Source organism: Streptomyces aculeolatus (assembly GCF_020400605.1).
GTDB lineage: Bacteria > Actinomycetota > Actinomycetes > Streptomycetales > Streptomycetaceae > Streptomyces > Streptomyces aculeolatus.
In genome coordinates, this window is the sequence record NZ_JAINRD010000021.1 from 74,556 (window position 1) to 99,904 (window position 25,349).

At 73.6% G+C, this 25,349-nt stretch carries 31 protein-coding genes; 13 read left to right on the forward strand and 18 right to left on the reverse strand.

What is annotated here, in order from left to right; genetic code table 11:
- Window positions 1–100 precede the first annotated feature (100 nt).
- Window positions 101–763 carry an HNH endonuclease family protein gene (locus LG396_RS28725; protein WP_037749510.1) on the reverse strand — a complete coding sequence of 221 codons (663 nt, stop codon included), beginning with the start codon at window positions 761–763 and terminating at the stop codon, window positions 101–103.
- A gap of 182 nt (window positions 764–945) precedes the next feature.
- On the opposite strand from LG396_RS28725, the gene LG396_RS28730 reads away from it, so the two are divergent.
- Together LG396_RS28730 and LG396_RS28735 are read left to right on the forward strand one after the other, a co-directional pair.
- Window positions 946–1,797 (forward strand): ABC transporter permease, encoded by an 852-nt coding sequence (locus LG396_RS28730; RefSeq protein WP_225797068.1) that lies wholly within the window; start codon window positions 946–948, stop codon window positions 1,795–1,797.
- A 193-nt stretch (window positions 1,798–1,990) separates the two neighbouring features.
- Window positions 1,991–2,572 carry a TMEM165/GDT1 family protein gene (locus tag LG396_RS28735; RefSeq protein WP_027768003.1) on the forward strand — a complete coding sequence of 194 codons (582 nt, stop codon included), beginning with the start codon at window positions 1,991–1,993 and terminating at the stop codon, window positions 2,570–2,572.
- Between the two features lie 174 nt (window positions 2,573–2,746).
- Here the strand turns inward: LG396_RS28735 and LG396_RS28740 are convergent, their stop codons facing one another.
- Both LG396_RS28740 and LG396_RS28745 read right to left on the reverse strand, forming a co-directional pair.
- Window positions 2,747–3,409: an HAD-IA family hydrolase gene (locus LG396_RS28740; RefSeq protein WP_225796997.1), complete on the reverse strand. Its 663-nt coding sequence runs from the start codon at window positions 3,407–3,409 to the stop codon at window positions 2,747–2,749.
- Between the two features lie 85 nt (window positions 3,410–3,494).
- Window positions 3,495–4,088 (reverse strand): TetR/AcrR family transcriptional regulator, encoded by a 594-nt coding sequence (locus LG396_RS28745; protein ID WP_225796998.1) that lies wholly within the window; start codon window positions 4,086–4,088, stop codon window positions 3,495–3,497.
- 100 nt (window positions 4,089–4,188) lie between these two features.
- Here LG396_RS28745 and LG396_RS28750 point away from each other — a divergent pair, with 100 nt between their 5' ends.
- Together LG396_RS28750 and LG396_RS28755 are read left to right on the forward strand one after the other, a co-directional pair.
- A complete protein-coding gene (locus tag LG396_RS28750; RefSeq protein ID WP_225796999.1) occupies window positions 4,189–5,607 on the forward strand; it encodes an amidase in 1,419 nt (472 codons plus the stop codon).
- A gap of 99 nt (window positions 5,608–5,706) precedes the next feature.
- Complete coding sequence (locus LG396_RS28755; protein ID WP_225797000.1) at window positions 5,707–6,243, forward strand: DUF2087 domain-containing protein; 537 nt, start codon at window positions 5,707–5,709, stop codon at window positions 6,241–6,243.
- 77 nt (window positions 6,244–6,320) lie between these two features.
- Here the strand turns inward: LG396_RS28755 and LG396_RS28760 are convergent, their stop codons facing one another.
- From LG396_RS28760 to LG396_RS28775, 4 genes are all read right to left on the reverse strand, one after another.
- Window positions 6,321–6,629, reverse strand: a complete 309-nt coding sequence (locus LG396_RS28760; RefSeq protein WP_018839043.1) for a hypothetical protein — start codon at window positions 6,627–6,629, stop codon at window positions 6,321–6,323.
- Between the two features lie 49 nt (window positions 6,630–6,678).
- Window positions 6,679–7,146 (reverse strand): DUF6069 family protein, encoded by a 468-nt coding sequence (locus LG396_RS28765; protein ID WP_225797001.1) that lies wholly within the window; start codon window positions 7,144–7,146, stop codon window positions 6,679–6,681.
- Window positions 7,143–7,763, reverse strand: coding sequence for a TetR/AcrR family transcriptional regulator (locus LG396_RS28770; protein ID WP_225797002.1), 621 nt, complete (start codon window positions 7,761–7,763; stop codon window positions 7,143–7,145). The genes LG396_RS28765 and LG396_RS28770 overlap by 4 nt, the downstream gene beginning before the upstream one ends.
- Before the next feature lie 87 nt (window positions 7,764–7,850).
- Window positions 7,851–9,173 (reverse strand): MFS transporter, encoded by a 1,323-nt coding sequence (locus LG396_RS28775; protein WP_225797003.1) that lies wholly within the window; start codon window positions 9,171–9,173, stop codon window positions 7,851–7,853.
- A 90-nt stretch (window positions 9,174–9,263) separates the two neighbouring features.
- On the opposite strand from LG396_RS28775, the gene LG396_RS28780 reads away from it, so the two are divergent.
- Entirely contained in the window at window positions 9,264–9,842 is a 579-nt protein-coding gene (locus tag LG396_RS28780; protein WP_018839038.1) for a helix-turn-helix domain-containing protein, read from the forward strand.
- Window positions 9,843–9,857: 15 nt separating this feature from the next.
- Here LG396_RS28780 and LG396_RS28785 read toward each other — a convergent pair whose 3' ends face one another.
- Window positions 9,858–11,114, reverse strand: coding sequence for a peptidoglycan-binding protein (locus LG396_RS28785; protein ID WP_225797004.1), 1,257 nt, complete (start codon window positions 11,112–11,114; stop codon window positions 9,858–9,860).
- Window positions 11,115–11,339: 225 nt separating this feature from the next.
- On the opposite strand from LG396_RS28785, the gene LG396_RS28790 reads away from it, so the two are divergent.
- Both LG396_RS28790 and LG396_RS28795 read left to right on the forward strand, forming a co-directional pair.
- Window positions 11,340–13,433 (forward strand): MDR family MFS transporter, encoded by a 2,094-nt coding sequence (locus LG396_RS28790; RefSeq protein WP_225797005.1) that lies wholly within the window; start codon window positions 11,340–11,342, stop codon window positions 13,431–13,433.
- Window positions 13,434–13,746: 313 nt separating this feature from the next.
- The gene (locus LG396_RS28795) at window positions 13,747–14,349 is read left to right on the forward strand and encodes a DedA family protein (protein WP_018839035.1); all 603 of its coding nucleotides are present in this window, start codon (window positions 13,747–13,749) and stop codon (window positions 14,347–14,349) included.
- Window positions 14,350–14,389: 40 nt separating this feature from the next.
- Here the strand turns inward: LG396_RS28795 and LG396_RS28800 are convergent, their stop codons facing one another.
- Both LG396_RS28800 and LG396_RS28805 read right to left on the reverse strand, forming a co-directional pair.
- Window positions 14,390–15,364 carry an SGNH/GDSL hydrolase family protein gene (locus LG396_RS28800; protein WP_225797006.1) on the reverse strand — a complete coding sequence of 325 codons (975 nt, stop codon included), beginning with the start codon at window positions 15,362–15,364 and terminating at the stop codon, window positions 14,390–14,392.
- A gap of 200 nt (window positions 15,365–15,564) precedes the next feature.
- On the reverse strand, window positions 15,565–16,602 hold the full coding sequence (locus LG396_RS28805) for a glycoside hydrolase family 113 protein (RefSeq protein WP_225797007.1): 1,038 nt from the start codon (window positions 16,600–16,602) through the stop codon (window positions 15,565–15,567).
- Window positions 16,603–16,893: 291 nt separating this feature from the next.
- On the opposite strand from LG396_RS28805, the gene LG396_RS28810 reads away from it, so the two are divergent.
- Window positions 16,894–18,300 carry a pyridoxal phosphate-dependent decarboxylase family protein gene (locus LG396_RS28810; RefSeq protein ID WP_225797008.1) on the forward strand — a complete coding sequence of 469 codons (1,407 nt, stop codon included), beginning with the start codon at window positions 16,894–16,896 and terminating at the stop codon, window positions 18,298–18,300.
- 124 nt (window positions 18,301–18,424) lie between these two features.
- Here the strand turns inward: LG396_RS28810 and LG396_RS28815 are convergent, their stop codons facing one another.
- The 3 genes from LG396_RS28815 to LG396_RS28825 all read right to left on the reverse strand — a co-directional run bounded on the left by LG396_RS28815 (window position 18,425) and on the right by LG396_RS28825 (window position 19,836).
- Window positions 18,425–19,198 carry an MBL fold metallo-hydrolase gene (locus tag LG396_RS28815; RefSeq protein WP_225797009.1) on the reverse strand — a complete coding sequence of 258 codons (774 nt, stop codon included), beginning with the start codon at window positions 19,196–19,198 and terminating at the stop codon, window positions 18,425–18,427.
- A gap of 69 nt (window positions 19,199–19,267) precedes the next feature.
- On the reverse strand, window positions 19,268–19,474 hold the full coding sequence (locus LG396_RS28820; protein WP_018839030.1) for a hypothetical protein: 207 nt from the start codon (window positions 19,472–19,474) through the stop codon (window positions 19,268–19,270).
- A complete protein-coding gene (locus LG396_RS28825; protein WP_225797010.1) occupies window positions 19,471–19,836 on the reverse strand; it encodes a hypothetical protein in 366 nt (121 codons plus the stop codon). The genes LG396_RS28820 and LG396_RS28825 overlap by 4 nt, the downstream gene beginning before the upstream one ends.
- Before the next feature lie 352 nt (window positions 19,837–20,188).
- Between LG396_RS28825 and LG396_RS28830 the strand changes: the two genes are divergently transcribed.
- Both LG396_RS28830 and LG396_RS28835 read left to right on the forward strand, forming a co-directional pair.
- Window positions 20,189–20,824 (forward strand): GH25 family lysozyme, encoded by a 636-nt coding sequence (locus LG396_RS28830; RefSeq protein ID WP_225797011.1) that lies wholly within the window; start codon window positions 20,189–20,191, stop codon window positions 20,822–20,824.
- Between the two features lie 196 nt (window positions 20,825–21,020).
- A complete protein-coding gene (locus LG396_RS28835) occupies window positions 21,021–21,545 on the forward strand; it encodes a hypothetical protein (protein WP_225797012.1) in 525 nt (174 codons plus the stop codon).
- A gap of 76 nt (window positions 21,546–21,621) precedes the next feature.
- Here the strand turns inward: LG396_RS28835 and LG396_RS28840 are convergent, their stop codons facing one another.
- The 5 genes from LG396_RS28840 to LG396_RS28855 all read right to left on the reverse strand — a co-directional run bounded on the left by LG396_RS28840 (window position 21,622) and on the right by LG396_RS28855 (window position 23,252).
- Window positions 21,622–21,801, reverse strand: a complete 180-nt coding sequence (locus LG396_RS28840) for a superinfection immunity protein (RefSeq protein WP_225797013.1) — start codon at window positions 21,799–21,801, stop codon at window positions 21,622–21,624.
- Window positions 21,802–22,087: 286 nt separating this feature from the next.
- Window positions 22,088–22,525, reverse strand: a complete 438-nt coding sequence (locus tag LG396_RS28845) for a hypothetical protein (protein ID WP_225797014.1) — start codon at window positions 22,523–22,525, stop codon at window positions 22,088–22,090.
- A gap of 68 nt (window positions 22,526–22,593) precedes the next feature.
- Complete coding sequence (locus tag LG396_RS39440) at window positions 22,594–22,716, reverse strand: hypothetical protein (RefSeq protein ID WP_018839024.1); 123 nt, start codon at window positions 22,714–22,716, stop codon at window positions 22,594–22,596.
- 138 nt (window positions 22,717–22,854) lie between these two features.
- On the reverse strand, window positions 22,855–23,067 hold the full coding sequence (locus tag LG396_RS28850; protein ID WP_225797015.1) for a hypothetical protein: 213 nt from the start codon (window positions 23,065–23,067) through the stop codon (window positions 22,855–22,857).
- A gap of 2 nt (window positions 23,068–23,069) precedes the next feature.
- Window positions 23,070–23,252, reverse strand: a complete 183-nt coding sequence (locus LG396_RS28855) for a hypothetical protein (protein ID WP_225797016.1) — start codon at window positions 23,250–23,252, stop codon at window positions 23,070–23,072.
- A 169-nt stretch (window positions 23,253–23,421) separates the two neighbouring features.
- Between LG396_RS28855 and LG396_RS28860 the strand changes: the two genes are divergently transcribed.
- From LG396_RS28860 to LG396_RS28870, 3 genes are read left to right on the forward strand one after another with little or no spacing between them, the layout of a single operon-like run.
- The gene (locus LG396_RS28860; RefSeq protein ID WP_018839022.1) at window positions 23,422–23,673 is read left to right on the forward strand and encodes a hypothetical protein; all 252 of its coding nucleotides are present in this window, start codon (window positions 23,422–23,424) and stop codon (window positions 23,671–23,673) included.
- On the forward strand, window positions 23,648–24,163 hold the full coding sequence (locus tag LG396_RS28865) for a DUF6879 family protein (protein WP_225797017.1): 516 nt from the start codon (window positions 23,648–23,650) through the stop codon (window positions 24,161–24,163). Before LG396_RS28860 ends, LG396_RS28865 begins: the two co-directional genes overlap by 26 nt.
- Window positions 24,164–24,168: 5 nt before the next feature.
- Complete coding sequence (locus LG396_RS28870; RefSeq protein WP_018839020.1) at window positions 24,169–25,023, forward strand: helix-turn-helix domain-containing protein; 855 nt, start codon at window positions 24,169–24,171, stop codon at window positions 25,021–25,023.
- Window positions 25,024–25,349 lie beyond the last annotated feature (326 nt).

The following is a 25,349-nucleotide window of genomic DNA, read 5'->3' on the forward strand; positions in this document are numbered from 1 at the left end:
CGCACCGCGTGCCGTGGGGCCGCCGTGGGCCGCCGTGGGCCGCCGTGGGCCGCCGGGCCCGGGGGTCCGGCGGCCCACAGGCCGTCAGGCCGTCAGGCCGTCAGCAGCCGGAGAGGACGGACTCCAGTGCCGACTTCTCCGCCTCGTCGGCGGTCAGGTCGTACGTGTGCTTGACCCACACCCACATGCTCGCGTAGGTGCAGTGGTACTCGGTCGACGGCGGCATCCACTCCGCCGGGTCCTTGTCTCCCTTGGACTGGTTGACGTTGTCGGTCACCGCGAGCAGCTGGGCGATGTCGAGGTCGTTGGCGAACTTCTCGCGGTCGCCGGTGCTCCATCCGCTGGCGCCGGAGCGCCAGGCCTCGGCCAGCGGCACCATGTGGTCGATGTCGACGTCGGAGGAGGCGGTCCAGGTCTCGCCGTCGTACGGGGAGTACCACGAACCGCTGACCGCGGCGCAGCTGGCGTCCTGCTCGACGTTCTCGCCGTCCCGCTGGAGGACGACCTCGCGGGTGTTGCAGGCCCCGGACTGGGTGCTCCAGTGCGGGAACAGGTCGCGGTCGTAGCCGTCGGAGGAGCCTTCGGGCGCGGTGGTGACCTCGGCGAGGTAGCCGAGCGCGGTGTCGGGGCTCGGCGGGGCGGGCGGTTCGGCCTGGGCGTTGGGTGCCGCGGTCAGCAGCAGGGCCGCGGCCGCGAGCGGCGCGGCGAGGTGACGCGCGTAGACCTTGAGCCGCGACAGCGGCGGCAGAGAAATACCGGACATACGAACTCCCGGATCTATGGGGGGTGTTGTGCACGTGCACGTGATGCTGGCGATGCGAAGTGTCGTTTCTGCAGTCGCCAGGTAACACCTTGAGGACATGGCCATGTCACCCGCAAGACCGCGTCGCGGGTTTGTCCTCCCGCGCCCCCGGCGCCGCCTCCCCGCAACCCGACTACGCTCGGGTGGTGCTGCCCGTCAACATCACCCTCGCGGCCGTGCTCACGGCCCTGTTGGCCGCCGCGGTCAGCGTCGCCGCGGTGGCCCGGCTCGGCGAGGGGCAGGAGCACCGGCAGACCGGAAAGCCCGCCCGCGGCGGCACGGGCGAAGGGGGCGGGAAGGGCCGGAAAACCCTCGGGGGCTCACCACACGCGCGCGCCATCGCCACCGCCGGGCTGCGCGCCGCCGCCCAACTCGCCGCCGTCTCCCTCGTCATCGGCTACGTCGTCCGCGCCGTGCCCCTGCTCCTGACCTTCGTGGCGCTGATGTTCGCCGTCGCCGCCCGGACCGCGGGCCGCCGCATCACCCACAACCGCACCTGGCGCTGGGCCGCCGCCCCCATCGCCGCCGGGGTCGCCCCGGTCATCGCCGTGCTGCTGCTCACCGGCCTCGTCGCGGTCGACGACATCGCCCTCATCCCGGTCAGCGGCATCCTCATCGGCGGCGCGCTGACCGGCACCGTACTGGCCGGGCGCCGCGCGCTCGACGAGCTGGCAGCCCGGCACGGCGAGGTGGAGGCGGGCCTCGCGCTCGGCCTGCCGGACCGCGAGGCGCGGTTGGAGATCGCCCGCCCGGCCGCCTCCGACGCCCTGATCCCCGGCCTCGACCAGACCCGCACCGTGGGCCTCGTCACACTCCCCGGCGCGTACGTCGGCATGCTGCTGGGCGGCGCGTCGCCGGTGGAGGCAGGTGCGGTGCAGCTTTTCGTGCTGGTCGCGCTGATGGCGGTGCAGGCGGTGGCGGTCGCGGTGGTGCTGGAGCTGGTCGCCCGCGGCCGGGTGCATCGCCTACACTCGGGGACGTCTGAAGGGGAGTAGCCCTCAGCCGGTGTCGTCGACATACTGCCCAGCCCGCTGGGCCGGCGCCCGGAGCGCGGAACCGCACGGCCCGCAGGGCCGCGGGAAGTCCGCGCCGGCGAGACCTTCGGCCGCAGTGTCCTGTGACGCTGCCGTGCCGAGGTCTGCCCACCGCATACCCTCTCGGTACGGCGCCCGACCGAGAGTAGGAACCTTGCTCAGCATCAGCACCGTCGCGATCGTCTTCGGCGTCGTCTTCCTCGCCGAACTCCCCGACAAGACCGCGCTCGCCGGCCTCATGCTCGGTACCCGCTACCGCCCTTCCTACGTCTTCGCCGGCGTCGCCGCCGCCTTCGTCGTCCACGTCAGCCTCGCCATCGCCGCCGGCAGCCTGCTCGCGCAGCTCCCGCAGCGGCCGGTGCAGGCGATCGTCGGCGCGCTGTTCCTGGCGGGCGCGCTGGTCCTGCTGCTGAAGAAGGACGACGACGAGGAGGAGGTCAAGGCCCCCGCCGACCAGAGCTTCCTGAAGGTGGCGGGGGCGGGCTTCATGCTGATCCTGGTCGCCGAGTTCGGCGACCTGACGCAGATCATGACCGCCAACCTCGCCGCGCGCTACGACGACTGGCTGTCGGTCGGCATCGGCGCGGTGCTCGCGCTGTGGGCGGTGGCGGCGATCGGGATCCTGGGCGGCCGGACGCTGATGCGCTACGTGCCGCTGAAGCTGATCACGAAGGTGGCTGCGGGAGTCATGCTGGTGCTGGCGGGCTTCAGCATCTACGAGGCGATCAGGGGCTGAGGCGCCCTCCCCCGCACACCCGCCCAAGGGTAGGCCGCGGCACTGACGTTCCGGCCGGCGCAGGCGCACAGTGCCGTATGCGGACCCCGGGCGGTACGGGACCGCCGCCCCGGCCCCCGGCGGCGGCCGGCCGGAGCCCCGGCGGCGGTCGGCCCCGGCCGCGCGCTCCTCCGGCTACGCGAGCGCCAGTTGCAGCGCGCCGCCGCCCAGCGGCCGGATCCGTACCCCCGCCAGCGACTCCACGTGCAGGTCCGGCCCCTCCCCCGCCGCCCGCGGGCCGACGCCCACGACCCGCATCCCGGCCGCCCGCGCCGCCGCGATACCCGCCGCCGCGTCCTCGAAGACGACGCAGTCGGCGGGCGCGAACCCCAGGTCGGCGGCGCCCTTGAGGAACCCCTCCGGGTCCGGCTTGCTGGCGCTCACGCACTCGGCCGTGACGGCGATCGCGGGCACCGGCAGCCCGGCGGCGGCCATCCGGGCCTGCGACAGCGCGCGGTCGGCGGACGTGACGAGCGCGTGCGGCAGCCCGGCCAGGGCCGCCAGGAACTCCGGCGCACCGGGCACGGGGACGATGCCGTCGGTGTCGGCGGTCTCCCAGGCGAGCATGCGCGCGTTGTCGGCGAGGTTCTGTTCGACGGGCCGCTCGGGGAAGAGGTGCGCCATGGTGGCGTGCGCCTGCCGCCCGTGGGCGTGGCGCAGGATCTCCTCGGCGTCCTTGCCGTTCTCGGTGGCCCAGCGGCGCCAGATGCGCTCGACGACGGCGTCGGAGTTGAGGAGCGTGCCGTCCATGTCGAGGAGCAGCGCCTTGAAGGCACCTATGTCCGTGGGCCTGCCCATACGTAACCCCCAGGGGTGGAGAACGGTGTTTGTTTCTCCACGATACAAAAGGTTCCACCGCACGCCAAGGGCGGTATGAGCCGGCTCACTCCCAAAGGCCGGCCAGGTGCGCGTGCAGGACGTCGTACGCCTCGTGCGGGGCGAGATGGCCGACGAGGACGTGCACGGTGAGGCCGTCCGCGAGGGCGAGGAGCGTACGGGCCTCGCGCTGCGCGTCGAGGGGCGCCTCCCGTCCGGCGTCCTCGGCGGCTTCCGCGAGGAGGCGGACGAACACCTCGTGCAGGCCGGCGTAGTTCGCCCGCAGCGTCCCGGCGAGCGCGTCGCTGACGGCGGCCTGCGCGACGAAGGCGAGCCAGACCCTGGCCTCGGCACGGTACTCGTCCCCGAGCAGCGACACCTCGGCGGCGGCGTGCCCCAGCGCGGTACCCGCCGACTGGGCGGGGCTCCGCACGAGGCGGGCCCGCACGCGCTCGCCGACCCGCTCGCCCACGTAGCCGAGCGCGAACACCAGCATCTCCTCCTTGGTGCGGAAGCACCGCTGGACGGCACCCATGGACACCTCCGCGCGGGCGGCGACGTCGCGCAGGGTCACGCCCTCCAGGCCGCGTTCGTCGGCGAGGCGGCAGACGGCCTCGGCGATGGTGCGGCGCCGGCCCGCGTGGTCCACCTGTCTGGGCATGCTTCCGGCCGCCTCCTTATTCGATGCACACGTATCGGATCCAGGGTACGGTGACCGTTCCGATGCGAGCGCATCGGAACGTCGGGGAGGAAGAGGGACCATGTCGGACGACCTGTGGAGGATGACGGCCGCCGAACAGGCGGAAGCCGTACGCGGTGGCCACGTCTCGGCCGTCGAGCTGGTCGGCAGCCACCTCGACCGCATCGCCGAGGTCAACCCGAAGGTGAACGCGGTCACCCAGCTCCTCGCGGAGCACGCACACGAGGCCGCGGCACGGACGGACCGCAGGCGCTCCGCCGGCGAGGCGCTGGGGCCGCTGGCGGGCGTGCCGTTCACGGTGAAGGAGAGCACGCCCGTCGAGGGGGTGCCGACCACGTTCGGCGTGACGCGCTTCCGCGATCTCGTGGCGGCGGCCGACGCGCTTCCGGTGGCGCGGCTGCGCGCCGCCGGGGCCGTCCCGATCGGACACGGCAACGTCCCCACCCTGATCCTGGCGGGGATGCACACGCGCAGCGAACTCTTCGGCGACACCGTCAACCCGTGGGACAGCGGCCGCACCCCGGGCGGCTCCAGCGGCGGCGACGCGGTCGCCGTGGCCACGGGCATGGCGGCGCTGGGGCTCGGCAGCGACGCCGGGGGCTCGGTGCGCGTCCCGGCCCAGTTCTGCGGGGTGGCCGGGCTGAAGCCGTCCACCGGCCGGTTCCCGGCGGACCACCGCGTCCTGGGCCCCGACGACCCGGGCCCGGCGTCCCAGTTGCTCGTCACGGAAGGACCGCTGGCCCGGACGGTGGCCGACCTGCGGCTGGCGTACGAGGCGCTGGCCGGGACAGATCCGCGCGACCCCCGGGCCGTACCGGTGCCGCCGTACGGCGAGGCGCTCCCCGGACCGCTGCCGGTCGCGGTCGTGGCGGACCCCGGCGGCCACGGCGTCCACCCCGCGATCCGCCGGGCCGTCGACACCGCGGCCGACGCGCTCCGCGACGCGGGCTACGCGGTGCGCGAGGTGGCGGACGTGCCGCGGCTGGACGAGGCGCTGGAGGCGTACGGGCGGCTGACCGTCACCGAGTTCGCCCCCACCTGGCCCGCGGTGCGCACGCTGCTCGGCGAGGGCGGCGACCGCTACATCGCGATGGCGATGGAGGAGACCGCGCCCGCGACCGCGGACGAACTGGTGCGGCTGATGGGCACATGGCTGTCCGTGCGCCGCTCGTGGGCCGAATTCCTCGACACCTACCCGCTGTTGCTGGGCCCGTCGTTCACCGAGCCGCCCGTCGAGCCGGGACTGGAGTCCCGCGACCGGGCGGGCCGGGACCGGGTCGCCGCGGCGATGCGGCTGTGCAGCGCGACGAGCTTCGCGGGGGTGCCGGGCGTGGCCGTACCGACGGGTGTCGTGGACGGCCTGCCCGTGGGAGTGCAGATCGTGGGGCGGCCGTTCCGGGAGGACCTGTGCCTGGAGGCGGCCCAGGCGGTCGAGGACCGGCTCGGGGTGCTGACGCCGATCGGCCCCGGGCCCGCATGACGCCGCGGAAAACGACTTCCGCGGCAGCCCGGGACCGCGTTACGTATACGGGACGACGACCGCACCACAGACGACCGCACCACAACTGAACGGACAGCCATGGACACGGCCCCCGCCGAGGACCACCAGCCCTCCTGCCGCGACCTCGTCGGCCTCCTCGCCCAGCCCGACCGCCGCGCCGCCTACGCCGCGCTCGCCCTCGGCGCGACCTCGGTGGCCGGCGTCGCCGAACGCACCGGGCTCCGCCCCCCGGCCGCCGCCGCGGCGCTCCGCAGGCTCACCGCCGGCGGGATCGCCGAACTCGACGCCGGCACCGGCGCGTACACGCTCCGCGACGACACCTTCCGGCTCGCCGTCCAGGCCGAGGTCAGGCTCTCCGGCCGGGGCGGCGGCGACGGCGCGGGCGGCTACTTCCGCCGCGGCCGGCTGACGTCGATCCCCGGCAACGCGGAGGTGCGGGCCCGGGTGCTGGCGGTGGTGGCGGACTCGTTCGACGCGGGCACCACGTACTCCGAGGCGAAGGTCAACGCGGTCTGCGGCGAATGGCTGGACGACTGGGTGAGCCTGCGCCGCGCCCTGGTCGACGAGGGCCTGCTGCGCAGGAACGAGTCCGGCACCGCGTACGAACGCGCCTGACGCCCCCGAAGTCCTCCCCCGGGAGAACGCCGCCGCCCGCCGCCCGGGACCGCCTCGCGGGCGGCGCCGCGGCCCGGTCACCCCGCGGCGGCGACCTCCCGGATCACCGGCTCGAACTCCCGCCGCACGTACGCGTCGAACGGCGCCGACAGCGCCCCGTCGACGACGCGCCGCACCCGGTGCTCCGCCGCGAACTCCTTGAGCGCCGCGCGGGAGTCCGGCTCCACGCCCCCGCCGATGATCAGCACCCCGAACCCGTCGCCCGCCAGCATCGCCCTGGCCTCGTCGTCGGTGCTCGCCCCCTCCGCGTCGAAGCCGTCCGCGCGCAGCGTGGCCAGCACGGCCGCCACTCTGTCGGGCGACCTTCCCAGCACCAGCGTCCTCATGGCCGTTCCTCTCCGCTACGTCGACATCGGCGTAGCAGAGCCTAGAAGCTCAGCTGGACTTCAGGTCAACGGAGCGGCGACGGCCCCGGCGGGACTTTCCCGCGAACGCGGCGGGGAGCCGCTGCGGCGGCGCCGGGGCCGCGGTCGAGCGCAGGCCCGGGATCAGGACCGCGGCCACCGACAGGTGCATCAGGGCCAGCACCGTGCGGGTGCCCCCGGTCATGCCGCCGCCGGTCAGCGGCAGGGCGGACAGCGCCAGGACCGCGGCGGCCGCCGCGGTCCAGACCGTACGGGCACGGCGTACCCCGAAACGCTCCAGCGCAGCCAGCAGCCCCCAGGCGCCGAGCGCGGCCGGCAGCGCGACCAGCACCACCGCCACCGCACCGATGCCGAGCGTCTCGTCGCCGTCGACGATCCGCTGCCGGTGCCCCAGCAGCGGGTCCGCGACCAGCCACACCGCGAGGGGCGCCAGGACCGTCAGCCCCGCAACGGCCGGGCGCCGCCTGCGCGTACTCACGCCGCGCCGCCCGCGAGCGCGCCGTGCAGGAAGACCTCCACCAGCTCCCCCGTGCTCAGCTCCGGCTCGTCCTCCAGGTGCGGCTGGGTGAACAGCAGGCCGAAGAAAAGGGCCGCGACCTGCTCCGGCGGCCTGCGCAGGGCGGCCCTGTCCGGCTCCAGCAGATCCGCGAGGGCCGCGCGGATACGGGTCGTCGACTCGTCGCGGCCCGCGCCGCGCACCGTGCCGGGGTGCTTGCCGCCGCGGTGCCCGGAGGCGAGCAGGGAGCCGGCGATCGCGCCCATCCGCGCCAGGTGCGCCTGGAGCGCCTCGGCGGCCTCGGCGAGCCGGTCGGGCAGCGGCTGGGACACGTCGATCGCGCCGAGTTCGCGGACCGCGTGCTCGGGGGAGAGCGCCTCGGCCAGGCAGGCCTGCAGCAGCTCGTCCTTGTCGGCGAAGACCCGGAAGATCGTGCCCTCCCCGATGCCCGCGGCGCGGGCGACCTTCGCGGTGGTCACCGCGGCGCCGAACTCGGCGACCAGCGGGATCGCGGTCTGGATGATCATCGCGCGGCGCTGCTCCGGCGACATGCCGGGGGCGCGGCGGCGAACGGTCTTGTTCTCCTTGGGTTCAGCCATGGCACGAGCGTACGGAGTGAGTCCTCACTCCGTCAATGAGTGAGGACTCACTCCGTACCGTGCGCACCGCCGCACCCGCCCGCCCGGCTAGCCGCCGGCCCCCTGGTCGCCCGCCCCGTCGCGTACGCGCCCCGCACTCGCGCGGTCCGCCAGGATGAAGGGGATCGCGCACACCGCCAGCACCGCCCCGATCAGGCACACCGACGCCAGGCCCGCACCCCGCGTGAGCGCCGCCGCCGCCAGGACCGGCGTGCCGCTGATGCCCAGTTGGAAGGCCGAGACCGTGGTCGCCCCCGCGAGCGTCGGCGCGTTCGCCGCGATCGCGAAGACCCGGCCGTAGACGGCGGGATTGACGACGAACGCCGCGACTCCCAGCACGAACACCGCGGGCACCACCGCCCAGGCGTGGCGGATCGCGACCGCCATCACCAGCGACAGCAGCACGAGGCCGGCCGAACCGGCCAGCAGCACGGCGTGCGGACGCCCGTCCGAGAGGCGCCCGCCGACGGACAGGCCGAGGAACGCGCCGACGCCGAAGAGGGCCAGGACGGCGGGGATCCACACCTCGGGCAGCGCGGTGACCTCGGCGAGCATGGCCGCCAGATAGTTGAACGTGATCATGTACGCGGCGGTGGTCAGGACCGTGATCGCATAGATGCCCCACAGGCGCGGATCGCGCATCGCGGCGAGTTCCCGCGCCACGCCCGGTCGCCCGCCCCCGGCCCCCCGGCCGGCATCCCCCCGGGCGGCGCCCGCGGGGATGCCGGCGTAGCAGCCGGCCATCCCCGCCAGCGTCAGGACGACGACGGCCCAGAAGCCGCCCCGCCAGTCGACGAAGTGGCCGAGCAGCGTCCCCGCCGGACCGCCGGCGACCATCGCCACGCTCAGCCCGCTGACCACGACACCCGACGCGCGGGCGGTACGGTCCCGGGGGACCAGGCTGATCGCGGTCACCGACGCCACCGCGAAGAAGCCCGCGTACGCGACGCCGGAGACCACCCGGGTCAGCAGCAGGACCTCGTAGCCGCCCAGCAGCCCTACGGCGATCCCCGCGGCGAAGACGCCCTGCGTCGCCAGCAGCGCCGTACGGCGCGGCCAGCGGAGGCTCAGCACCGCGAACGGCGGCCCGCCGAGCACGACCCCCAGGGCGAACGCGGTGATCAGGAACCCCGCCGAGGAGAGCGGGACGTCCAGGTCGCCGGCCACCGCCGGCAGCACCCCCGCGAGCAGGAACTCCGCGGTCCCCATGGCGAACAGGCTGAAGGCCAGCAGGTACACGCCCGCGGGCAGCCTCGCGCCCTTCCGCCCAGGCTCCGGGCCGCCCCCGGCCGTACCGTCCCCCGCCGGGCCGCCCCTTGTCGGGCCGTCCCCCGCGAGGCCTTTCTGCGTCGGGCCGTTCCCCGTCTGCATGTCGACCACCTCCGCGGGCAGAGTCCGTCCCCGCGTTCGAAAGCAGCAACTTCCGTTGCCGATTCCGGGACGCGTTGATTGACTGCGCCCATGGACGACCAGCCCAGCGTCGGCGCCGTCATCGACCAGATCGCCCCCCGGCTGCGCCGCATCCGGGAGAACAAGGGCGTCAGCCTCGCCGGCCTCGCGCGCACCACCGGCATCTCCACCAGCACCCTGTCCCGGCTGGAGTCGGGCCAGCGCAAGCCGAGCCTGGAGTTGCTCCTGCCGGTCACCGCGGCCCTCGGCGTCCCGCTCGACGAGGTCGTCGCCGCGCCCCGCATCGTCGACCCCCGGGTGCCGCAGCAGCCCACCACGCGCGACGGGCGGGTGCTGATCCCGCTGTCGCGGCAGCAGGGCGAACCGCGCGCGTACAAGATGACCATCCCGGCCCACGACAAGGAACCCCACCTGCGGACGCACGCGGGCCACGAGTGGCTCTACGTGCTGCGCGGGCGGCTGCGCGTACGCCTCGCCGACCGCGACTTCGTCATGGGCGCCGGCGAAGCCGCGGAGTTCGACTGCCAGATCCCCCACTGGTTCGGCGCCGCGGGCCGCGGCCCCGTCGAAGTGCTCAGCCTCTTCGGCAAGTCGGGCGAACGCATCCACCTGCGCACCGCCCGCGGCTGAGCACCCGCAGGCGCCTCACGGCTCCTTGGTCACCGACTCCAGCGCCCGGCGCGTCGCCGGACCGTAGACGCCGCTCGCGTCGCCCTCGATGTCGTTGTCGCGCTGAAAGCGCTCGACCGCCCGGCGGGTGAAGAAGTCGAACTCACCGTCGGTGTCACGCAGGACGTTGTAGTCGGCCTCGATGAGCCGCTTCTGCATCTCGGCGACCTCCGGCCCCGTGTCGCCCTCGCGCAGCGTCGGCGGCGGGGCCGGCGTGTCGCCGTCGTCGGGGGTGGTGCCCGGAGTGGGGCCGCCGGGCGCGGTGGGGTCGGCGCCGGAGCCGGTGTCGGAGTCGGGCGGGGCGGCGGTGACCTGGCCGGCCTCGGTGCGCCCGGTGGGCGCCCCGTCCGGGTCGCCCGCCTCCGTGCCGGTCGCCCCGGAGCCGGTCGGGCTGGGCTCCGCCGCGTCGTCGCCGTCGGCGGGGGCGGACGGTGCGCCGCTGTGCGGGTCGTCGGGGCCGGGCCGCGTACCGCCGCCGGTGGGTACGGCGGTGATGGTGTCCGGCTTCGGTACGGCACGGTCCTCGTCCCCGTCGCCCGAGAACAGCCCCGAGCCCAGGAGCCCGACGCTGAGCGCGGCCACGACGCCGCCCACCGTCAGGACGAGCGTCAGCCGGCGGCGCCGCCGGGCGGCGAGCCGGCCGCGGGAGCGGCGCGCACCGTACGGGTCACCGGGGCCATACGGGTCACCGGGGCCGTCCGCGTCGTCCGCGTCGTAGTCGTCGTATACGTCCCGCGACCCGCCGCGGGCCGCGGCGGGTCCGTCGGCGAAGAGGCCGAGGTCGGCGTCCGCGGGCCCTTCCGGCGCTGCGCCGATCGGGCCGTAGGGCGCCGCGGGGGCGCCGTCCGCGGGCGGGCTCCCGGGGAGCGGGCCGCCCGGGCCTGCCGGCGCTCCGGGTACGGAGGCGGGCGTACCCGGTGCCGGTCCCTTCGCCCCGCCCGCCGTCACGCCGTACGCCACCGGGTCAGGCCCCGGCCCCCCGGCATCCGGCGGCCCTCCGTCCGGCCCCGCGGCCCCGTGCGGCGGCGGACCGCCCGGCCCGATGCCCTCCCCGTCGTCCCATCCCCCCACAGGACCCGGCGCCTTCATGACGTACGGCCGTACCAGCGGCCTCTCCCGCGCACCGCTCTCCGCACCGCCCGTACCGCCCGCACCGCCCGTGCCGCAGCCGCAGCCCGGCCCGCCCGACTCCTGGAGCGGCTCGCCGCAGGTGCGGCATGCGCGAGGTATCACCGTGCTCCCCCTCCTGTGGGATGGAGGCGATTATGCAGACCCCCCGGAACCCCGCGCACCGCACCCCGGCCGCAATCCGGCCCGAGCGGACCGCCCCGGCGGGCCGTATCGGCCCATCCGGGCGACTATGAGGCAAACGATCCGCACATCACAGACACCACAAGCCCCACAAGCCCCACTCAACACCACCCGCCGCACGGACGAGCCACCCGAGGGGAGCCGCGCATGTCCCAGGACGCCGCCGCCCCGCCCGCCGCCGAAGTCCCCGGCCAGGGCCTCCCCCGCCGCACCGTCCTGCTGTCCATGGCGGCCCTCCTGTCCGGGATGCTCCTCGCCGCCCTCGACCAGACCATCGTCGCCACCGCCCTGCCCACCATCGTCAGCGACCTCGGCGGCCTGGACCACCTCTCCTGGGTCGTCACCGCCTACCTCCTCGCCGCCACCGCGGGCACCCCGCTCTGGGGCAAACTCGGCGACCAGTACGGCCGGAAAAAGCTCTTCCAGACCGCCATCGTCATCTTCCTCATCGGCTCCGCGCTCTGCGGCATCGCGCAGGACATGGGCCAGCTCATCGCCTTCCGCGCCCTCCAGGGCATCGGCGGCGGCGGACTCATGTCCCTGGCCATGGCCATCGTCGGCGACATCGTGCCGCCCCGCGAACGCGGCCGCTACCAGGGCCTCTTCGGCGCCGTCTTCGGCACCACCAGCGTCCTCGGCCCCCTCCTCGGCGGCATCTTCACCCAACACCTCAGCTGGCGCTGGGTCTTCTACATCAACCTGCCCATCGGCCTGGCCGCCCTCATCGTCATCGCCGTCGTCCTGCACATCCCGCGCCGCGGCACAAGACACCGCATCGACTACCTCGGCACCGCCCTCATCGCCTCCTTCGCCATCTGCCTCGTCGGCGTCGCCTCCCTCGGCGGCACCACCTGGGACTGGGGCTCCTGGCAGGTCGCCGCCGCCGGGCTGCTGGCGGTCGCCCTGCTCACCGCCTTCGTCCAGGTCGAGCGCCGCGCCGCGGAACCCGTCATCCCCCTCAAGCTCTTCGGCATCCGCACCTTCACCCTCTGCTCCGTCATCGGGTTCGTCGTCGGCTTCGCCATGTTCGGCGCGATGACGTACCTGCCGACCTTCCTCCAGGTCGTACGCGGCGTCTCCCCCACCACCTCCGGCCTCCACATGCTCCCGATGGTCGCCGGCATGCTCATCGCCTCCACCGGCTCCGGGCAGCTCATCAGCCGCACCGGCCGCTGGAAGGTCTTCCCCGTCCTCGGCACCGCCGTCACCACCGCCGGCCTCCTCCTGCTCCACCGGCTCCACCAGAACACCGGCAACTGGGAACTCGGCACCTACTTCTTCGTCTTCGGCTTCGGCCTCGGCCTCGTCATGCAGGTCCTCGTCCTCGCCGTCCAGAACGCCGTCTCCTACGGCGACCTCGGCGTCGCCACCTCCGGCGCCACCTTCTTCCGCTCCATCGGCGCGTCCTTCGGCGTCGCCGTCTTCGGCACGATCTTCACCAGCCGGCTGCACCACAAACTGGACACCGAACTCAGCGGCGTCCCCCTGCCGCCCGGACTCGACACCGACACCCTGGAATCCGACCCGCGCTCCATCGCCCGGCTGCCCGCGTCCCTGCAACCCGAGGTGGTGAACGCCTACTCCACCTCCATCACCGACGTCTTCCTCTACGCCGCACCCGTCGCCCTCGTCGCGTTCGTCATCGCGCTCTTCCTCCGCGAGGACCCGCTGCGCGGCACCGTCACCGTCCCCGACGGCAGCGAGACCGTCGCCACCAACCCCGTCGAACGCTCACCCCGCGACGAGGTCTGCCGCGCACTCAGCGCCCTCAGCACCCGCGAAGGCCGCCGCGAGCTGTACGAGGACATCACCCGCCGCGCCGGCCTCGACCTGCACCCCGCCTCCAGCTGGCTGCTGCTGCGCGTCCGGCGCCACGATGCCGCCGACCGGGCCCACCCGGTGGAACCCGTCGCACTGGCAGAACGCACCGGGCTGCCGCTGGAAGTGATCCTCGGTGCCGCGCAGGAACTGGAGGAACACGGCCTGACCCGCCGCGAAGGGCTCCCGCTGCTCTGCACCGACGAAGGCACCCGGGCCGCGAAGCGGCTCGCCGCCGCACGGCAGGAGGCGCTGGCGGAGATGCTGGGCGACTGGTGGACGCCCGACCGGCCCACGGACCTCAGCGAACTCGTCGAGCAGTTGTCCGCGGAGCTGTGCGGCTCCGACGGCGAGGCACCGCCCGGCGAACCCGTCGAGGAGTGGCGGCCGGGCCGGGACTCCCCGCCGAAGCCCCCCGCCTGAGGAGCGGCGCGCGGCACGCGCCTCCGTACGACGCGACGGCCGCGGGTACGGGCCGCGGATGCCGCATGAGTGCGCTGGGAGTGCGGTATGAGTGCGGTATGAGTGCCGTACCGCCGTGACGGCAGGTGAGCGGGTGCTCAGGAGTGATGCAGGTTACATCTGGTCCCCCCGTGCGATTTGTGGCGACGCGCCAGGCGTACGCTGTGACCCGCCCGGCGCTCTCGTCCGCGGCAGACGACCACCGGATGACCACCGGGACACGGGGAGCAGGGGAACAGTGGAGTTTGTGGGGTCACTGAGCGGTACCCCGTGGATGTACGCGATCGTCGCCACCTCCGTCCTCCTCGACGTCTTCCTCCCCCTCCTGCCCAGCGGCGCGCTCGTCATAATGGCCGCCACCGCCGCCGCCGGCACCACCACCGCGGCCGACGCCGTACGCAACGGCGCCACCCTGCCCGCCGCCGACCACCTCGTCGAGCTGCTGGCACTGCTGCTCTGCGCCGCCACCGCCTCCGTACTCGGCGACATGCTCGCGTTCCGGCTGGCCAGCAGAGGCCGCGAGAAGTTCGCCAACTCCCGCTACCTGGTCCGCGCGCAGGAGCGCCTCGGCCACCACCTCAGCGGGCGGCGCGGCGGCGGGATCGTCGTCCTGGCCCGGTTCGCGCCCGCGGGGCGCAGCGTGGTGATGCTCGGCGCGGGTGCGATGCACCGCCAGGTGCGGGAGTTCCTGCCGTGGTCCGCGCTCGCCGGGCTGCTGTGGGCCGCGTACGGCGTGACGCTCGGGTACTTCGGCAGCCGCTGGCTGGGCGCGGGGTGGCTGGCGACGGGCGTGTCGGTGCTGGCGCTGTTCGTCGCCGGGCTCGGCGCCGCGTACCTGGTCCGCAGGCCGCGCCCGCAGCCGACGACGACCGACTGAGACACCGGGGGCGTACGGGGCACGTGGGCGCCCGGATGCGTCAGCCGCGCAGGTAGGCGTCCACCTCGTCCGCGACCGCCCGCGTGTAGCGCTCCAGGCCCGGGGACGTGGCCCGGCACGGCTGCCCGCCCTCCGGTGTCGGCGCGAGGCAGAAGTGCAACGGGTCGTCGTCGCGGTGCAGTTGGGCGGTGTCGCCGGGGCCGGTGCAGTAGCCGGCGGTGCTCTGCTCGTAGTCGTTGCACGGGAGGTACTGCGTCCACTTCCCGTCGCCGTCGCGCAGTTCGCGCCCGCCGTCGGCAAGCAGGTCGCCGGAGGCGGCGGCCTGCTGCTCGTAGAGGTCGTTGACCTGGTCGATCCGGTCCGGGTGCAGCGCGTCGGGCGGCTGCTGCACCCATACGATCCGGGGCCGCGGCACGTCGGCGGCGCGCGCGGCGTCGGCGATCTGGCCGGTGAGGGCGCGCAGGTCGGCGGCGTAGCGCTCGAAGTACGCGGACGTCCCCCACTCGACACCCTCCATGCAGGGGGTGTAGCCCCAGGTGTTGCCCCAGAACTGCAGCACGATCACGCCCGGTTCGCGCTCCTTGACCAGGGCGGCGGCCTTGTCCTCCGACGGGACGAGGGAACGGCCCGGACGGCCCTGGAGGTAGTCGCAGACGGTCACGCCGGCGACGGGCTCGCTGGTGTACGAGCCGACGCGGGCGGAGCGCTCCAGCCGGGCGCCGAGGACGTCCTGGGCCTCCATGGCGAGGGAGTCGCCGAGGTAGAGCACGTCCTGCGGGGTACGCGGGGGTGCGTCGCCGCCGGAGGAGCCGGGGGCGGACTCGCCGGGGGCGGACCCGCCGGGGGCGGGCGTGGCGGGGTCGGGCGAGGTGTAGTGGGAGCGGTCGGGCGACTGGTTCCGTACGGCGCTGTCCACCGTGCCCCCGTCGTCGGACCGCGACACCGCGCCCCAGCCGACGGCCACGGCCACCAGCACGACGGCGAGCACGGGAGCCGCCCAGCGCTTCGTCTCCATCAGATCCTCCGGCACGGTGACAACTGGCCAGTAGGGTAGGGAGTCGACCGCTCCCGGGTCGAGGCCCTTCGGCCCATTCCCACGACGGATTGCGGCCCGCCGCCTCGCCCCGCGGGGGCAGCACGAGGGCCCTGGCCGAGGTGCGCCGGATGACAGATTTCGTTAACTGTCAGCTGTCATCCGTCGACTGTCAGTCGTCATCAGTCAGTCGTCCGGCCCCGCCGGTCCGCGCCTTCTTCGCTACCGCCCCGCCCCGTACCGACGCGCCCGTAGCGGCCTCCCACCGCCTCGTACGCCTCCTTTTTCTCCCACCGCTCCGTCTCGCCCTCCGCGAACCGGACCACGCCGAAGCCGGCCATGTCCAGGTCGTGCCGCGGGTCGTCCGGGGTGTGCGGGAAGTCCCGCATGGCGAAGGTGTAGACGAAACAGCCGTGCACGCCGCGCTCGGCGTACAGGTCGATGAGTTCGGTCAGGTACGCCGCCTGGGTGCCCTCGTCGCGTACGTGCCCCTCTCGCACCTTCGGCTTGTCCGCGAACCACTGCACGATCATGAACGACCCCGGCCCGCGCCGCTCCGCCCCCGCGTGCGCCCCGCAGCCGAACTCGGTGACCACCAGCGGCTTGCCCTGTTCCTCCGCCGTGCGCCGCAGCGCGTCGAGGCCGCGCTCGTAGGCGGCCGTGTCGGTGCCCATGCGGTAGTAGTTGACGCCGACGACGTCGAAGCCGGTCCAGTCCACGTCCTCCCAGTAGCCGGCCCCGTACGTGACGGGACCGTCGAAGACGCCGCGCGCGGTGGCGAGGGCGTCGGCGAGGAGCGGGCGGAGCTTGCGGGTGATCCGGCGGTCGAAGAACCGCCGCCAGCGCACCAGCACCTGGAGCCGCACGAACAGCCGCGGCCCCGGCAGCATCCCGCGCTGCGTGAGGGAGAACTCGGTGCCCACGAGCAGCGTCACCCGCCCCGGGTACGCGGCCCGCAGCTTCTCGGCGGCGGCGCCCGTCTCGGCGAGGTGGGCGTGCAGTTCGGCGCGGGGGCGGTCGGCCAGGTAGGGGCGTACATAGACGTCGAGCCCGGCGTCGAGCGCGATCCGCGCGGCCTCGGCCTGCGCCGCCACGTCGGTGCCGATGAGCATGACGGTGGTGCAGTGGAGTTCGTCGCGGATGGCGCGCATGTCGGCGCGTACGGCGTCGGCACCCGTCTCGCCCGTGACGTACGAGATCCCTCTGACGGTCAGGCTCATACCGGCCATGGTGGCGACCGGCGGCCCGCCGCGCGTCGTCGCCGAGGCTGATATCCGATCGGCGCGCTCCGATCAGCGCGTTCCAGGGGCCAGTGGGGTGGAAGTGGCCCCGGACCGGAGTGGGCGGGGGACCGTAGCGTACGGACAGGGGTGGACGGCGGCCGCGTCGCCGCAGGTCGCGGCGGACCCGCGGACCCGCGAGGCGGTCGGGCCGCACGGCCCGCGCGCCGACATCGTCCGGCGTCCGTCCGTCCGCCCGCCGCGCCGTCGCCGTACGCCCAGGAGGCCACCGTGCATCCCGCCCTCGCCGCCGACCTCGACCGCTTCGACGAACTCCTCGACGCCGCCCGCACCCGCGCCGTCGCCGCCCTCCGCGGCCTCGCCGAGCGCCCCGTCGCCGCCCCCGCGCCGCACGCCCGCGGCCCGTACGAGCCGCTGCCCGAGCGCGGTGCCGGCGGTGCCGCGGCGCTCGCGCGGTTCGGGGAGCGCTGGGAGCCGGGCCTGTCGGGGAGCGCGGGGCCGCGCTATCTCGGGTTCGTGACCGGCGGCGCGACGCCGGCCGCGGTGGCGGGCGACTGGCTGGTGGGTGCGTACGACCAGAACGTGGTCGCCGCCGGCGACTCCGCGGCCTCGGAGCTGGAGCGGGAGACGGTGGGCTGGCTGCGGGAGTTGTTCGGGCTGGGCGCGGCGCACGAGGGTGCGTTCGTGTCCGGGGCGACCATGTCGAACGTCGCGGGCCTGGCGGTGGCCCGGGAGTGGCTGGGCGAACGGCTCGGCGTGTCGGTCGCGGACGCCGGGGCCGGGGCGCTGGGCGAGGTCGCGGTCCTGTCGGGTGCGGCGCACTCCAGCGTCCCGAAGGCGCTGTCGCTCCTCGGGCTGGGCCGCGGTGCGCTGCGTGCGGTGCCGCTGCTGCCGGGGCGCGAGGCGGTGGACGTGGCGGCGCTGTCCGGGGTGCTGGCTGAGCTGGAGGGCCGGCCGGCGATCGTGGTGGCGAACTGCGGGACGGTCAACACCGTGGACTTCGACGACCTGCCTGCGCTGGCCGCGCTGCGCGAGCGCTACCCGTTCTGGCTGCATGTGGACGCCGCGTTCGGGGCGTTCGCGGCGCTGTCGCCGGAGCACGCGCACCTCGTGGCGGGGCTGGACGAGGCGGATTCGGTCTGCGTGGACCTGCACAAGTGGCTGAACGTACCGTACGACGCGGCGGTGCAGTTCACGCGCCGCCGGGATCTGCAGGTCCGGGTCTTCCGCAACGCCGCCGCGTATCTGGGTGCGCCGGCCGGCGACGACCCCGACTTCGTGCACCTGACGCCGGAGAACTCCCGCCGGCTGCGTGCCCTGCCGGCGTGGCTGACGCTGGCGGCGTACGGGCGGGAGGGGCACCGGGAGGTGGTGGAGCGGAACGCGGCGCTGGCGCGGCGGTTCGGCGAGGGGGTGGAGAGCGCGGCGGGGAGCGGGTTGCGGCTGCTGGCGCCGGTGCGGTTGAACGTCGTGTGCTTCACGCTGGCGGAATCGCCGACGGCGGAGCGGGTGGCTGCGGTGGCGGAGGCCGCGGCGGCGGGCGGGGAGGTGGTGGTGACGCCGACGGTGTACGGGGGGACGCACGGCTTGCGGGCGGCGTTCAGCAACTGGCGTACGGGGCCGGGGGATGTGGACCGGGCGGTGGAGGCGCTGATGGCGGCGGCGCGGGGGGTGTAGCGAGGCGTACGGGCACACCGCCGGCGACTCGCGACCCGGCGACCGGCACGGCGGACGCCACCCGGCGACGGCACGGCCGGCGCGGCGGGGCGCAGCACCGGGGAGGACCGCCGGCGCGCGGGTCCTACTCCCCGCCCAGCTCCACGACCACCCCCGGCCGCGCCACGCCCACCTCTCCGTCGAACCCGCGGCGGGCCGCGGCGAGGGCCGCGTACCCGTCGCCACTCCCGTCCGCTTCGGCGTCCGGCCACAGGTGGGTGAGCAGCAGCCGGTGCGCGCCCGCGCGGGCCGCGTGCCCGCCGGCCTGGCGGGCGCTCGACAGGTACGGCGCGTCCTCCGCGGGCACGTCCTCGGGGTAGGTGGCCTCGGCGAGGAACAGGTCGGCCGTGTCCGCGAGTTCGGCGAGCGCCGGGCTGGGTCCGGTGTCGCCGGTGTACGCGAGGACGCGGTCTGCGGCGGTGAGCCGCAGGCCGGCGTTGGGGACGTGGTGGGGCAGGGAGCGGGTCGCGATGCGGAACGGGCCGGAGGTGAACTCCGGCTCCGTCGCGGGGTCGAAGGCGCGCAGGTCGTACGAGCCCTGCAGCATCCCGGGCCGGTCCAGCGCCAGTACGGCGTCGAGCGCGCCGGCCGGGGCGTACACGGGTAGTGCGGGCGCCGGGGTGTCGGCCAGTGCGCGGGCGCGCAGGAGGGGGTTGAGGTCGGCGCAGTGGTCGGGGTGTCCGTGGGTGACGACGACGGCGTCGACGTCACCGGGCCGCAGCCGGCGCAGGAGTTGCGGCATCACGGCGTAGCCGGGGTCGAGCAGCAGCCGGTGGCCGTCGTGCTCGACGAGGTAGCCGCTGCATGCGGCGTCCGCGGTGGGCCAGGCACCGCGGCCGCCGAGCACGGTGAGCTTCATGCCGTTCCTCCGGTACGCACACGGGGGCGGGAGCGCCCCGTGGGCCACGGTAACGGCGTGCTGGGCCGGTCACCAGGCAATATGTACCAGGAACCAGCCGGCGAAGCCCACCCAGGCCGCGACGAAGACCGCCTTGCCCACGGGTGTGCGCACCCGGAACCAGTCCCGGGTCCGCTCCGAGAGCGTGTCGCCTTTCTGCGGGGTGCGCAGTGCGACGACCTCGACGACGGCGCCGAGGGCGAGCAGTCCGCCCCAGATCCAGTCGGCGCCGCTCATGCGGTCCGCCCTTCGGCGGCGTCGGGCGGGGGTACGGGGTGCGCCTTGGCCGACTCCGCGGCGGACTCCCCGGCGGTCTGCGCACCAGCGGTCTGCGCGGCGGGTGTCCGGGCCGGGTACTCCGGCGGCCGTGCCCAGCCCAGCAGCACGCCGGCGGCGAGCCGCAGCGGCTTCCAGTCCTGTTTCGTCGCCCATTCCTCCAGCGCCCGGAACACCGCGTAGTAGGCGGCGGTGACGAGCGCGGTGACCCCTGCGGCCACGGTGGTGGAGTCGGCGTCGACGCCGAAGGCGCCGGCGGCGGTCACGACCCAGCCGACGAAGAGCGGAACCAAGGTGCGTAACACAGAGATGTACAGATTCATGGTCAGATCCCCCGATCCGTGGCCACCTCGGGTAAAGCGGCCTTCTCACACGGGAGATGCCCGCACAAGGGCCCCCTGAACCACAACCTGAACGCCCTGTTCCGTATCGCCCGGCGGCCTCGGAATATCCCGTCGAACTCCCCGCGCGCGCCCGCGCTTTGGGGGCGCGCGCGGGGGGCGTGAGATTCCACAGGGGTGCTTGCGTCCCGTCCGCAACGGGGATGAGGGGAGAAATGCACGAGACAGCACGGACCCCCGGCGATCACCCGCCGGGCACCCGTCGGGCACCCACGGACAGCGCGAGGGATTCGGCCACCGTCCCGTCCCGACCCCCACTCGAAAGGGACGAATGATGACCATCAAGGGCATCGACGTCAGTTCGCACCAGTCAGGCAACTACTCCACGCGAGGCATGAACTTCGTCTTCGTCAAGGCCTCGGAAGGCCGCAGCTACGTCAACCCCAAGCAGGGCGACCAGGCCGCGCACGGCCGCGAGGCGGGCCTGGTGCTGGGGTTCTACCACTTCTTGTGGCCGGGCAACATCAAGGCGCAGGCGCAGTACTTCGTCGACAAGGCGAAGGAGAAACCGGGCGACATGCTCGCCTGCGACTGGGAGCACACGAGCGAGGGCACCGCGGCGAGCAACAAGGAGAAGGACGCGTTCATCAAGGAGGTGAAGCGGCTCAGGCCCCGCCACAAGGTGCTCCTCTACTGCAACCGCGACTTCTGGCTCAACCGCGACACCACCAGCTACGCCGGCGACGGCCTGTGGATCGCCCAGTACAACGGCGACCCGGGCAAGCCGGACATCCAGGCGTCGTGGCGCTTCCACCAGTACACGTCGTCCCCGATCGACACGAACGTGGGTCGCTTCAGCTCGCGTTCGGCTTTGCGGTCGTGGGCGCGGGAACGCTTCGACGCAAAACTCACGGCAACGGCAACGGAAACGGACCCCGACGACGGCGCCGGGGAACCGATAGCCGACTGACCGGCAGCGCCGTAGTCGCCGTATCCCGCCAGTAGTTGCCGTATCCCGGCACTGGTTGCCGTATTCCGGCAGTAAAAGCCTTTGACCGGTGCCTCTTTGCGGCCTGCCCGCGCGCCGCCGGTGAAGGGAGAATCACGGCCGGCGGCGGTGCGGTGCAGGAGCGGCGGGGAGCCGGGCGGGTGGTGGCGGTGTGCCGGTGAGTTACAGGATCCACATCTGGGTGGCTCTCGGGCTGGCCGCCACGTCGCTGGCGGTCGCGGTGCTGACGCTCGTGCCCGGCGCTCCGGTCGTGCCCGGCGCGGTGGCGTTCGGCCTCTTCGGTTCCGCTCTGCCGGTCTTCGGCCTCGGCGTGCTGCGCTGTGTGCGGGCGGGTGTGACCGTACGCGGCCCGGACTTCCTCTGGATCTACGTCGACACGCCCCGCTGGGTCCTGGTGTGCGCCGTCGCGATGACGGCGGGCGCGGTGACGTGTCTTGTCGGGGGCGACGACCCGGGCGGCGGCCGGCCGGTGAAGGAGGCGGGCGGCTACTACCTCAAGGAGAAGGGCAAGCGCGAGGCGGTCTCCCGCGAGACGTACGTGTCGGCGGTGAAGGCGGAGCAGCGGTGGTTCGACACCGGGGGAACCGTCTTCCTCGCCAATGCCGCCGTGCTCGCGGGTGCCGCGTACCGCGACGACAAGGGCCGGACGGCACGTATCACCGTTACACCGCCCGCCCCGTAGCCCTGGGGTGCCGCTGCCGGGACGGCGGGGGCGCGGTGCCGTCGGTGCGGCAGAACCGGGGTCCGCTCGTGGGCTGCTATCCCGCTCGGCGGTTGTCCGGTCCCGGGTCCCTGTCCTTGGTTCGCACGGCCATCGCCAGAGCCACGATCCAGCCCACCAGCGTCCACCCCAGAAACAGGTTGATCACCAGCACCGAACCGGCATTCCGAACGCTGCGCGCGAACGCGATCACTGCCGGGATGAAGTAGATGATCACGATGGGTAAGTAGGACACACCTGAGACCATGTCGCCCCCCTGCCGGACCTCGGGTTCCGCACTCAGCGTAACGAGATTCTCCACGGGGCGTAAGAAGTCGCCCGGTGTCCAGGCAATTTGGCCGAATGCGGCACGCGACGGCGCCACCCGCGGTCCCCGCGGCGCCCCGCTCCCGCCCGGTGCCGAAAGAGCCCCGCAGCGGTCTCGGTGCGGGGCTTCGGCGCTGGTCGGCCTGGTGGGCGCGGCCGGGGTCAAGGGGGACGCCGGCCGTGCTGGCGGCGGGCGTTCAGCGGACGAGTTGGAGGGCCTGCTTGGCCAGCTCGCCGTCGTCGAGGGCGAAGGTGCCGGTGTGCAGGACGTCGTGCCCGTACATCTGCTTGTCCAGCGTGATGCGGCGGTCCAGGCGCAGGCTCCAGGCGGTGCTCTTGATGTCGAGGCGGGGTCCGGAGCCTCCGATACGGGCGGACCAGCCGGTGCAGATCACCCAGCCGGCGCAGGCGATCTCGTGCCCGCCGCGGGAGCCGTAGAGGCCCTGGGGGTGGTGGTCGGCGGCGACGGCCAGCAGGTCGGGGTGCTCCAGCTCGGGCACCGGCAGGATGCCGACGATGGCGGTGGTGCCGAAGTGGCCGGTGGTGGTGTAGGCGACCAGGCAGCGGCGGTCGGGCCAGTGGTGGGTGAGCGGGAAGACGGTGACGCGGCCGGTGCCGGTCTGCTCGCTGCCCATGGCGCTCCTGTCGCTCTGTGTCGGCCCCCGCGGCACCGTAGCCGCGGGGACTGACATTTCCTGACATCTCAGCGGTGCCCCGGGGACGGGTTGCCGCCGCCTCCGTCGCCGTCCTCGATGTCGGTGTTGTCGTCCTCGTCGCCGGGTTCGCCCGACACAGCAGGGTTGATCGTCAGCGGGTTGCGGGTCATCGGGTGTGCCTCCTCTCCAGCGCCCCGGAACGCCCGGGGCGGTGATGCGGCGCCCCGCCCGCCGGAGCCGGCGTAACGGCGGGCGGGGCTTCTGGCCCGCCCCCTGGCGGTTCGGACAGGCGGCCAGGGGGCGGGAGTTCAGTGGTGGGGGTGTCGGCGGATGCGAACGGAGCAGTCGCTGGCGGCCGAGTGGTCGCCGCGGTTGCGTGCCGCCCGGCGCTCCTGGTCGAGCCGGCTGCATCCTTCGCGGTCGAGGACGGGCCGCGCCTCCTGGCCCTCGCGGACGGGCAGGAACACGGGTGACGAGGGGTAGGTCTGCGGGGCGGTCACGTCCCCGGCAGCGGCGCTCACGCTCACGGCTTTCCAACGCAGCGGGGGCACTCGCAGGGCTGCATGACGCCGTTGAGCAGAGAGGGCTCGCAGTCGCGGGAGTAGAACCGCTTCTCGGGCTCGTAGGTGCGCCCGCTGTCGCGGGACACACGGAGGGTCAGCAACGGACGTTCAGGCGCCGACGGCGCCTCTGCTTGGGCAGCCATGCCCAGGAAGGTAGGGATGCCGGGCGGCGGATTGGAGACGGGTTACACAGAATTACGCACGCCTTGAAGTGTGCTGGTGTGCCACCACAATGCGCCCTTGACGGCGTCACCTCACCGGCTGATGGTGGTGAAATTCCCCGTAACCAGCTCGCGAGACAGGAGGGTTGCCATGACCATTCGATTCGTTGAGATCGACCCGGAGACGGACGAAGACGGATGCCCCACAGTGTGGGTCGACCCGGAGGCGGGAGACTTACTCGTCCAGAGCTACGCCGCCGACGAGGAGACGACTGCCGCCTGCGACAGCACATCACCGGCGCGATCGCCGAAGCCGCCGGAGGAGACAATCATCAGGATCCCGCAGAGGATGATCCCCGCACTCAGGAGGGCGTGCGATGAACTCGATCCCGGAGTTCGCTGAACTCCTCGCCGACGCCAAGCAGTCCGCTGTCCACCTGGAGATGCGCGATCGGTACTTTTCGAACCCGCGCTTCGAGGCGTGGCAGCGTGGTCACCGCGTCGACTGGGAGGACCGGGCATCCTGGTGGCGGCCGTTCCACGACGACGTCGCAGCTGCTGTCTCCCGCGGTGTGTCGATGCGCCGGGCCCGGGTAGTCAGCGAGCCGGTGACCCAGTACATCCGCTGGGAGCACTACGTCACCACCGCCAACGTCAAGGCCGGCGAGTCGGTGCGGTGGCTGCCGCGGCGCCACACCGCAGACCTGCTGCTCCCCGGCTGCGACTTCTGGATCTTCGACGACCGGTTCATCCGCATCCACCACTTCTCCGGTGACGGACAGTGGGTCGACAAGGAGTTGCAGGTCGATCCGTCCCTCGTCGAGAGTTGCGCTGCAGCGTTCGAGAAGGTCTGGGCTCGCGCGATCCCGCACGACAAGTACGAGATCCAGTAACCCCGATGCCCCTTTCCCCGTCGTCCAGTGCCCATGAGGCGCGCGCAGCTCTCGCGGCCCGGCTGCGGGAGCTGCGCCTGGACGCGGGGATCACCAGCAAGGAACTCGCCGCGCGCTGCGGCTGGTCGGTCGCGAAGCCATCGCGAATCGAGAACGCTCACACGGCCCCGTCTGACGCCGACATACGCGCCTGGTGCACCGCGTGCAACGTCGAGGGACAGGCGCTCGACCTCATCGCCGCCAACCGGCAGGCGGACCAGATGTATGTCCAGTGGCGCCGGCTCCAGCGCACCGGACTCCGCCGACTGCAGGAAGCCGCCGCACCGCTGTACGAACGCACCCGGGCCTTCCGCACCTACGCCTCGAATGTCGTACCCGGCTACCTGCAAACACCGGCCTACGCCGCCGCTTTGATGGGCACCATCGCCGGCTTCCGCGGCACCCCGGACGACGTGAGCGAGGCCGTGGCCGCGCGCATGCGACGCTCACGGGTCATCCGCGAAGGCGATCACCGCTTTGCGGTACTCGTCGAGGAGCATGTGCTGAACCACCGCCTTGGCGACGGGGGCGTAATGTCGGGCCAGTTGGGCAACCTGCTTGCCTGTATGACGCTGCCCGCGGTCTCCCTCGGCGTCGTGCCCACGGCCTCGCCGCGCGAGGGGGTCATGTGGCCGCTGGAAGCGTTCACGATCTTCGATGACTCGCAGGTCAACGTCGAACTGCTCGCCGCGCGCGTGCGAGTCACCGCGCCCAGCGAGATCGAGTTGTACGAGCAGGCGTTCGCGAAGTTCACACAGCTTGCGGTGTACGGCGCGGAGGCACGGGCGCTGATCCTGCGCGCGATCGAGGCCCTGGACTGAGAGCGACAAAGGAGCCCCCGCCGCCCGGCTCGAAGGCCAGGCGATGGGGGTGTGTCGTCCGGGGGTTGGGCCCTCGGAGCGCCTTTCTACCAGTTCCACCGCTGGTAGTTGCCGCCGTTGCAGTTGTGGGTGACCAGGTAAGTCCAGTTCTTGTCGGTCGTCGATGCAAGTCCCGGTCTTCAGACTCCGCGATTGCCAGGCGGCTCCACAAACACCCACGGTGACATCCGGTCGGGTACTCAGAAGCGCGCACAGCTCCGCCGTACCCCTCCTGAGTACGGAGTGGAACGCGAAGCGCGCCCGCCCGGCTGGTGCCGGGCGGGGCG